At 71.3% G+C, this 7,262-nt stretch carries 6 protein-coding genes and 1 riboswitch; of the genes, 2 read left to right on the top strand and 4 right to left on the bottom strand.

What is annotated here, in order from left to right; genetic code table 11:
• Nucleotides 1-326: 326 nt before the first annotated feature.
• Both VXC91_RS40475 and VXC91_RS40470 read right to left on the bottom strand, forming a co-directional pair.
• The gene (locus tag VXC91_RS40475) at nucleotides 327-1,676 is read right to left on the bottom strand and encodes an NYN domain-containing protein (RefSeq protein ID WP_329512363.1); all 1,350 of its coding nucleotides are present in this window, start codon (nucleotides 1,674-1,676) and stop codon (nucleotides 327-329) included.
• 34 nt (nucleotides 1,677-1,710) lie between these two features.
• Nucleotides 1,711-1,950, bottom strand: a complete 240-nt coding sequence (locus tag VXC91_RS40470) for a hypothetical protein (RefSeq protein ID WP_329512362.1) — start codon at nucleotides 1,948-1,950, stop codon at nucleotides 1,711-1,713.
• 155 nt (nucleotides 1,951-2,105) lie between these two features.
• Between VXC91_RS40470 and VXC91_RS40465 the strand changes: the two genes are divergently transcribed.
• Both VXC91_RS40465 and VXC91_RS40460 read left to right on the top strand, forming a co-directional pair.
• Entirely contained in the window at nucleotides 2,106-2,837 is a 732-nt protein-coding gene (locus VXC91_RS40465; protein ID WP_329512361.1) for a rhomboid family intramembrane serine protease, read from the top strand.
• The gene (locus VXC91_RS40460) at nucleotides 2,834-3,115 is read left to right on the top strand and encodes an Lrp/AsnC family transcriptional regulator (RefSeq protein ID WP_252422038.1); all 282 of its coding nucleotides are present in this window, start codon (nucleotides 2,834-2,836) and stop codon (nucleotides 3,113-3,115) included. Before VXC91_RS40465 ends, VXC91_RS40460 begins: the two co-directional genes overlap by 4 nt.
• Here the strand turns inward: VXC91_RS40460 and VXC91_RS40455 are convergent.
• Both VXC91_RS40455 and VXC91_RS40450 read right to left on the bottom strand, forming a co-directional pair.
• Nucleotides 3,112-5,322, bottom strand: a complete 2,211-nt coding sequence (locus tag VXC91_RS40455; protein ID WP_329512360.1) for a protein kinase domain-containing protein — start codon at nucleotides 5,320-5,322, stop codon at nucleotides 3,112-3,114. The genes VXC91_RS40460 and VXC91_RS40455 overlap by 4 nt on opposite strands.
• 67 nt (nucleotides 5,323-5,389) lie before the next feature.
• On the bottom strand, nucleotides 5,390-6,790 hold the full coding sequence (locus VXC91_RS40450) for an aminotransferase class V-fold PLP-dependent enzyme (protein ID WP_329512359.1): 1,401 nt from the start codon (nucleotides 6,788-6,790) through the stop codon (nucleotides 5,390-5,392).
• A 183-nt stretch (nucleotides 6,791-6,973) separates the two neighbouring features.
• Nucleotides 6,974-7,090, bottom strand: a riboswitch (SAM riboswitch).
• Nucleotides 7,091-7,262: the final 172 nt, after the last annotated feature.

The following is a 7,262-nucleotide window of genomic DNA, read 5'->3' as shown; positions in this document are numbered from 1 at the left end:
AGGCGAGCTCCTTCTTCCTCCAGCCGCCTACCGACACGCCGGTGGGCGGGTCCCTCCGCCGTCATCCACCCCTTATGAGTGATTGCCCGTGCGGAGGTTCGAAGCCAGACCCTAGTGACCTCTCTGTGATCAGTTCAAATCCCGAGCGGGAAAATCTCAGTCACCCAATGCATTCTTTGCACGGAACTCACGTGCAGTGATACCGCCTTGACACTACGTTGCGTAGCGATCCCCTCAATTCGGGCATGCCGCACGGATGTTGCGCTTGGTGCGTTGGTGATCCATGGGATGTTCGGCGCGACGAGTGAGCCGCACCCACTTGTCCGCTACGCCCGGGAAAGTCGCTTGAGCAGCACGATCGACGCGACCGGACGCGCACCCGCCCTCGCGACCCCGTCGGCCACCTCGCGGTCGGTGGAGGCCACGATGACCGGCCGGCCCGGCGGCTCGGCGCGCACCAGTTGGCGGATCAACTCGTCAGCGGTGACGTCCGGTTTGGAGAACAGCACCCGCACCCCGCGCGGCGGCGCGAGCAGCACGGGGGCGGCCAGTTCGGCCCCGTCGAAGACGCACGTGATCTCGGCGCCGGTCTGAGCCGCCAACTGGGAGAGCTGTCCGAGCAGCCTGAGCCGCTGCTTCTCCAGCGGCATCTGCGGATAGCCGGTCTTGGTGACGTTGTAGCCGTCGACGACCAGATGCGCCTGCGGCAGCGCGAGCAACTGGTCGAGGATCGCCGGATCGTTCTCGGACAGCGCGCGGGCGGCGATGTCCTTCGGGGTCATTCGTCCCGGTTCGACCGCGTCCACGGTCTCGGCGGGCCGCACGGAGACCGGCGGCAGCGCCAGCTCCCGGCGCAGCCCCTGGGCGGCGTCCAGCACGGTGTCGAGCAACAGCCGTACGCGCATGTCCTCGACGCTGCGACCCTCGCGCGCAGCTCTGCGGGTGGCCTCGAGCGCAGCCTCCGCCTCGCCGAGGCGCGCCCTGAGCCGCCGGGCCTCGCTCTCCGCGGCGGACAACTGCGCCTGCCCCTCGGCCCGTGCGGTCTCCATCTCGCCCCGGATCTTGCGCAGGGCCGCCTCGCCGCGCTTGACGTCACTGAGGGCCGCACGCAGCTTGCGCTGAAGCGATTCGGCTTCCTTGCGCGACGACTCGACCTCCGACCGCAGCCGTTCGGTCTCGGCGCGGGTCTGGGCACGGGCGGCCTCCAACTCCGCACGCAACCGCTCCAACTCGGCCCGGCTCTCCTCGTCGGCGCGTTCGGCATCCGCCCGCTGGGCCTCCTCGCCTGCGGCGGTGACCAGCTTCACCCAGCCCGTCGGGCGCAGCACATAGGCCGCGGCCGCCACGTCGAGCGGGTCAGCGGCCGGTGGCGGCGAGCCGGAGTCGAGGGCACCGGTGAGTTCGGGCTGCGCCTCTCTGAGCTTCTCCCCGATGCGCTGACGGAACACCGCGTCGGTCTCCACGGCCGCCGCCATGGCGTTGCCGGCGAACTTGGCCCGGCGGTTCGGGGTGAACCGGCCATACTGCCGCAACTGGGTGGGCAGTTCGCCGAGGGTCAGCCCGCCGAAGCCCTCGGACACGATCTGCACGACACGACGGCGCACGCCGTCGGGCAGCGGACGGTCGAGCACCTCAGCGGTGCCGTCGACCGGCTCCCCGCCTGTGGTCTCCACCATCCGTCACCCCAATGTCCCTGCGGGACCGCCTCCCTCAGGAGCCGGCGCCCGGCCTGTCCACGAGCTCCACCTGATCCACGGCGTTGCACCAGCGGCAACGCACCGATTCGATGGTCTCACTGACCACCTCGCGCTCCTCGACCTTCGGCTCTCCGGCGAGATCGAGGTGCACATACTCGACGACCTTCGACGAGCGGGTGACATCGAACCGCGTGAGGTTGCCGCAGAGGGTGCAGCGCCAGCGGGTCGTCCCGGTCGGCAGGGGAACCGTCATCGTGGCTGCTCTTCCTTCTTCCAGTCTCCGTGATGCGCCAGTTTCCCTGGAGCGTGTGGCTCGTAACCCTACGGCCTGGCGGGTACTCGCCGCCCGCCCGTCCACGCGGCGAGGCACTGTGCACGGATCAGTCCGGTTACGCCATGCTCTGTCCCATGATCAGCACCTGGAGGCGGGTGGCCGCCGGAGCGCTGCGGGCACAGTCGGCGCCGATGACGTACGGGCTGATCGTCCTGTGTTGTCTGATCTTCGTGATCGGACCGGCCGCGGGACTGAATCCGGCCTACGGCACCGGGGACGCGCTGCTCGCCGCCCAACGGTCCTATTTCGTCCGCTGGGGGGTAGTGCCCGAGGAACTGTTCAGCGGGGCGCCACGAGCCGCACTCACTCCCGCGACAGCGCTGTTCGTGCACGGCAGCTGGGTGCATCTGCTGGGAAACATGCTGTTCCTCTACGTTTTCGGGGCCATGGCCGAGGAGCGGATGGGCCACCTGGAGTTCGCCCTGTTCTACCTGGGCTGTGGCTACCTGGCACTGCTCGGGTACGCGGCGGCCAACGCCGAGTCGGCGCAGACACTGGTGGGAGCCTCCGGGGCCATCTCCGCGGTCCTCGGCGCCTTCCTTTTCCTGTTCCCCAAGGCCAGGGTGACCAGTCTCTTCCCGTTCCTGCTCTTCCTGCCGCTGCGCTTTCCCGCCTGGGTCGTGCTGCCCTTCTGGGCGAGCCTGCAATGGATGGCGGCGGGCCGTGCCGCGCAGGGCCCGGGGGTCGCCTATCTGGCCCACCTGGTCGGCTTCACCCTGGGCTTCCTCTACGCATGGGTGCGCTACGGCCGTACGAGTAGGGTGAAACCTCCAGCCCAGGCCCCCGAGGGAGAACACCAGCCGTGATCACCGCGATCGTGCTCATCAAGACCAGCGTGGACCGGATCCCCGAGATCGCCGAGTCGATCGCGGCGCTGGACTGTGTCAGCGAGGTCTTCTCCGTCACCGGCACCTACGACCTCATCGCCATGGTCCGGGTGAAGGCCCACGACGACCTGGCGGACGTCATCCCCGGGCGGATCAGCAAGATCCCGGGGGTTCTGGCCACCGACACGCACGTCGCCTTCCGCACGTACTCCCAGCACGACCTGGAGGCGGCGTTCGCCATCGGGCTCGACAACTAGACCAGTACGTCCACAGCTGTGACGCCCTTGGCGGTGGCCACGTAGACGCGGTCGCCGCGGACCACCGGGTGGTGGGTGTCGACCTGCGGGTCGGCGAAGGCCACCCGGCTCCGCAGTTTGCCACGCCTGTCCACCACGTACAGCGTCGAGTCCAGGCAGGCGTAGGCGAATGCTCCCTGGACCGTCGGATCGCTGCGGCTCTGCCCGATACCGCCGCCGGTGACGTCCCACACCGTCGACCCGTCGCGCGGGCTGAGGGCAGTCAGCCGCCCCCCGTTCGTGGTGAGGGCGACCGCACCGAACGCCACTGACGTGAAGTAGCGGCTGCCGCCCACGTCCCTGTTGTCGACACTCCACTTCGGCCTGCCGTCCAGCGCGATCCCCCGCAGCCCGCGATCGCCGGCGGAGCCGAGGACCAGCGTCCCGTCGACGGCCTCGGCCCGCCCGGGGTCGACGTCGATCCGCACGGACCACGTGCGGTTCCCGGTCCTGACGTCCAGGGCCTCCACCGCGCCCCCGAAGGTGCTGACGTAGACGTCGTCGTCCACGACCGTCGGCTCGCTGGTGGGGGCCGGCCCGGGCGCCGTCTGCCAGCGCACCCTCCCGTCGGCCCCGTACGCCCGCAGCCTGCCCCGGGACGCGGTGTTCCCGGTCGTCACCAGTACCAGGTCGCCCGCGCCCACCAGGAACTGGCTGCTGCCGCCGTCGATCGTCCGGGTCCAGCGCAAGGTGCCCTCCACCGTGACGGCACACAGCCTCGAGGCACCCTCCCGCTCGTCCTCCAGCAGGCAGTACACGCTGTCGGCCGTGGCCAGGGGCGCCATGACCCGACCGTGCAGCTGCACCGCCCACAGCTGTCTGCCCTCCGAGGAGACGGCGTGCAGAGATTCGTCCGCGCCCCCGACGTACACGCGTGCGCCGTCCGGCGAGAGCGCGACACACGGACCGCGGCGTCCGCCGAGCCCTCCCGTCTCGTACTGCCAGAGGACGCCCGGCGCCCGCCCGCCCACGCTCGCGGCCCAGGAGGGCCGCGCGGTGGAGCCGCCCGCCGATCCCCGCCGCTGCCCACCGCCCGGGTCCCGCAGCCACAGCCACCCGCCGACGCCTCCGCCCGTGGCGAGCACCGCCCCCGCGCTCGCCGCCCGCAACAGCCGGCGCCGGCTGGGTGCGCGCCCGGGCGATCGCTCAGGGGTGTCCGTCGCCGTCTCTGCCGCCGTCACCGTCTCTGCCGCCGTCACCGTCACCGTCTCCGGAACGATGTACTCCACCCGGCTCACGTGCTCCCGCGGCACCGGCTCCGGCTCCGGCTGCCAGCGCGCCGGCTCATCCTCGGCGCAGGTCACCGGGTCCGCATCCGGCCTGTACCAGCCGGGCCGCATGCCGTCCCGCAAGGACCGCACCGTGTGCCCCGCCGCCTCGACCAGCTCCGCCGGGGCCGGCCGCCGTGCCGGGTCCTCGCTGAGGCAGGGCTCCACCAGCGGCCGAAGTCCCTGCGGCACCCCCGTCAGATCGATGTCCCCGGTCAGGATGCGCAGCAGGACCACCGAGTCCTGGCCCTCGCCGAAGGGCTCGCGGCCGGCCGCCGCGTACGCGAGGACGGCGCCCAGCGAGAAGATGTCGCTCGGCGGCCCGACCCGGCCTCCGTTGCGGATCTGTTCGGGTGAGACATAGCCGACCGAGCCGACGACCGCGCCCGTGCGGGTCAGCGCGGTCGCCTCCAGCGCCCGTACGATCCCGAAGTCGATGACCCTCGGTCCTTCCGGCGCCAGCAGGATGTTGGAGGGCTTCAGGTCCCGGTGGACCATGCCCCTGGCATGAATGGCGCCGAGGGCCTCGCCGAGCGCGGCCGCCAGCAGCCGCACCACGTCCTCGGACAGCGGCCCCCCGTCGAGCACCGCGTCACGCAGGTTGGGACCATCCACGAACTCCGTGGCCATCCACGGTCGTTCGCCCTCGGTGTCCGCGTCGACGACCCGCGCCGTGTATGTTCCGGCCCCACCGACGGTCTGCGCGGCGCGCACCTCCTGACGGAACCTGGCACGGAAGATGCGATCCTCGGCGTACTCGGCCCGCACCACCTTGACGGCCAGCCTGACGCCCGCGCGGGCCTCGGCGAGATAGACCTCGCCCATCCCGCCCGCGCCGAGCCAGCCCATGACCTCGTACGGCCCGATGCGCCGCGGATCCGTCTCACGCAGCTCCTGCACCTTCCCGCTCCCCCTGTCGCCCGTCGGGCCGCCGAGAGGAGCGTATACGTCCCGGGACCTCAGTGGATCAGTCCGTCGGCACGCAACGACCGCCCTCCGTACGGTAACTCCACTTCGCGCCGTCGCGGACGAGCTCCTTGACCGCGCGGACGAACCGCTCCACGTGCTCCTCGGGCGTGCCCGCGCCGAAGCTGACGCGGATCGCGTTCAGGGACTTCTCACCGGGCACGGCCTCGGGAGCGCCGCACTCGCCCTGCACCTGAGGGTCGCTGCCCAGCAGGGTGCGCACCAGCGGGTGGGCGCAGAACAAGCCGTCGCGGACGCCGATGCCGTACTCCGCGGAGAGCGCCGCGGCGAAGTGGGAGCTGTTCCAGCCCTCCACGACGAAGGAGATGACGCCGACACGAGGCGCGTCGTCGCCGAAGAGGGAGAGCACCTTCACCTCGGGGACGTCGCGCAGCCCTTCCCCGACCTTGCGGATCAGATGCCGTTCGCGAGCGACGAGCGTGTCGAAACCCACCTCGGTGAGGGCCTTACAGGCGGAGGCGATCGCGTAGGCGCCGATGACGTTGGGCGAGCCCGCCTCGTGCCGGGCGGCGCTCTCGTGCCACTCGACGTCCACTCCCCCGTCGGCGCGGCGGGTGACCTTGCGGCTGGCGCCGCCACCCGCGAGGTAGGGCTCGGCCTCGCGCAGCCAGTCGGCGCGGCCGGCGAGTACGCCGGCGCCGAAGGGTGCATACAGCTTGTGCCCGGAGAAGGCGACCCAGTCGACGCCGAGGTCGCGGGCGGACACCGGGTGATGCGGGGCCAACTGGGCGGCGTCCAGGGCGATACGGGCACCGTGCGCGTGGGCGGCCGCCGCGAGCTCGCGCACGGGCCACAGCTCACCGGTGACGTTGGAGGCGCCGGTGACGCAGACCAGGGCCGGACCAGGGGCCTCTCCCTCACGCGAGCGCAGCCGAGCGTCCGGGGAAGGGGCGCGGTCCGCCAGGGCGCGCTCCAGGATCTCGACGGCCTGCTGCGGAGTACGCGGGGCGTCGAGGTAGGTGACCCGGGCCTCCCGCCAGGGCAGCAACGAGGCATGGTGCTCGGTCTCGAAGACGAAGACCTGGCAGTCGGCCGGAAGGGCGGCGGCGAGGAGGTTCAGCGAGTCGGTGGTGGACCGGGTGAAGACCACCTGGTCGTCCTCGCGGCAGCCGAGGAACTCCGCGACCGTCCTGCGGGCGTTCTCGAACAGGTCCGTGGAGAGCTGGGAAAGGTAGCCGGCACCGCGGTGGACGCTGCCGTAGTACGGGGCATACGCCGCCACGTCGTCCCAGACCCGCTGGAGGGCCGGGGCGCTGGCCGCGTAGTCGAGCGCGGCGTAGGTGACTTCGCCGCCGGTGACGAGCGGCACGGTGACATCTCGCCCCAGAACGGACAACGGGGAACAAACGGACTGGTCGGATGCAACGGTGGAGACAGACATGGGTGCACTCCCGTGAAGGCAGGTGGGTACTCCGTGCCGGGCGGCGCGCAGGACGGCGCGTGGATGCGCCAACGGCACGGGAAGGGGAGAAAAGTATTGCGGAGGCGGGGCTCTGCGGCCCTATCGCATTCGCTTGCTCACGGAAGGCTCCCTCGAACGACCAGGACCCCTGGTGACGCGAGGGGTCCGCGCTTGCCGCAGACCTCACTGCCTACGGCCTGGTCCTCACCCGGGGCACCCCGCCACGGACGGAGGGTTGCCGGACAGCCGGCCGGGGCCGAAAGGCTGTCGCTCATGACCTGCGCAGGACATTAGAGGGGTGATCGCTCGGCTGCAACTCCTGTCCGGATGCCGGGATGCACAGAGGGTCACAAGGGGGGCACAGGGGTTCGGCACCCAGGACGGGACGATCCCCCGGCGACTACGGGCGGGCCGCGGCGCGAGAGACCGCCGCCCGCCCGGGACGGGAGCA

The sequence above is a fragment of the Streptomyces chiangmaiensis genome (assembly GCF_036281785.1).
GTDB lineage: Bacteria > Actinomycetota > Actinomycetes > Streptomycetales > Streptomycetaceae > Streptomyces > Streptomyces chiangmaiensis.
Note: the sequence above shows the minus strand (reverse complement) of the source record. Positions and strands in the feature narration are given on the sequence as shown.

Coding starts and splice junctions, on each gene's coding strand:
- VXC91_RS40450 (WP_329512359.1), bottom strand. CDS start 6,790: ATGTCTGTCTCCACCGTTGCATCCGACCAGTCCGTTTGTTCCCCGTTG.
- VXC91_RS40470 (WP_329512362.1), bottom strand. CDS start 1,950: ATGACGGTTCCCCTGCCGACCGGGACGACCCGCTGGCGCTGCACCCTC.
- VXC91_RS40465 (WP_329512361.1), top strand. CDS start 2,106: ATGATCAGCACCTGGAGGCGGGTGGCCGCCGGAGCGCTGCGGGCACAG.
- VXC91_RS40475 (WP_329512363.1), bottom strand. CDS start 1,676: ATGGTGGAGACCACAGGCGGGGAGCCGGTCGACGGCACCGCTGAGGTG.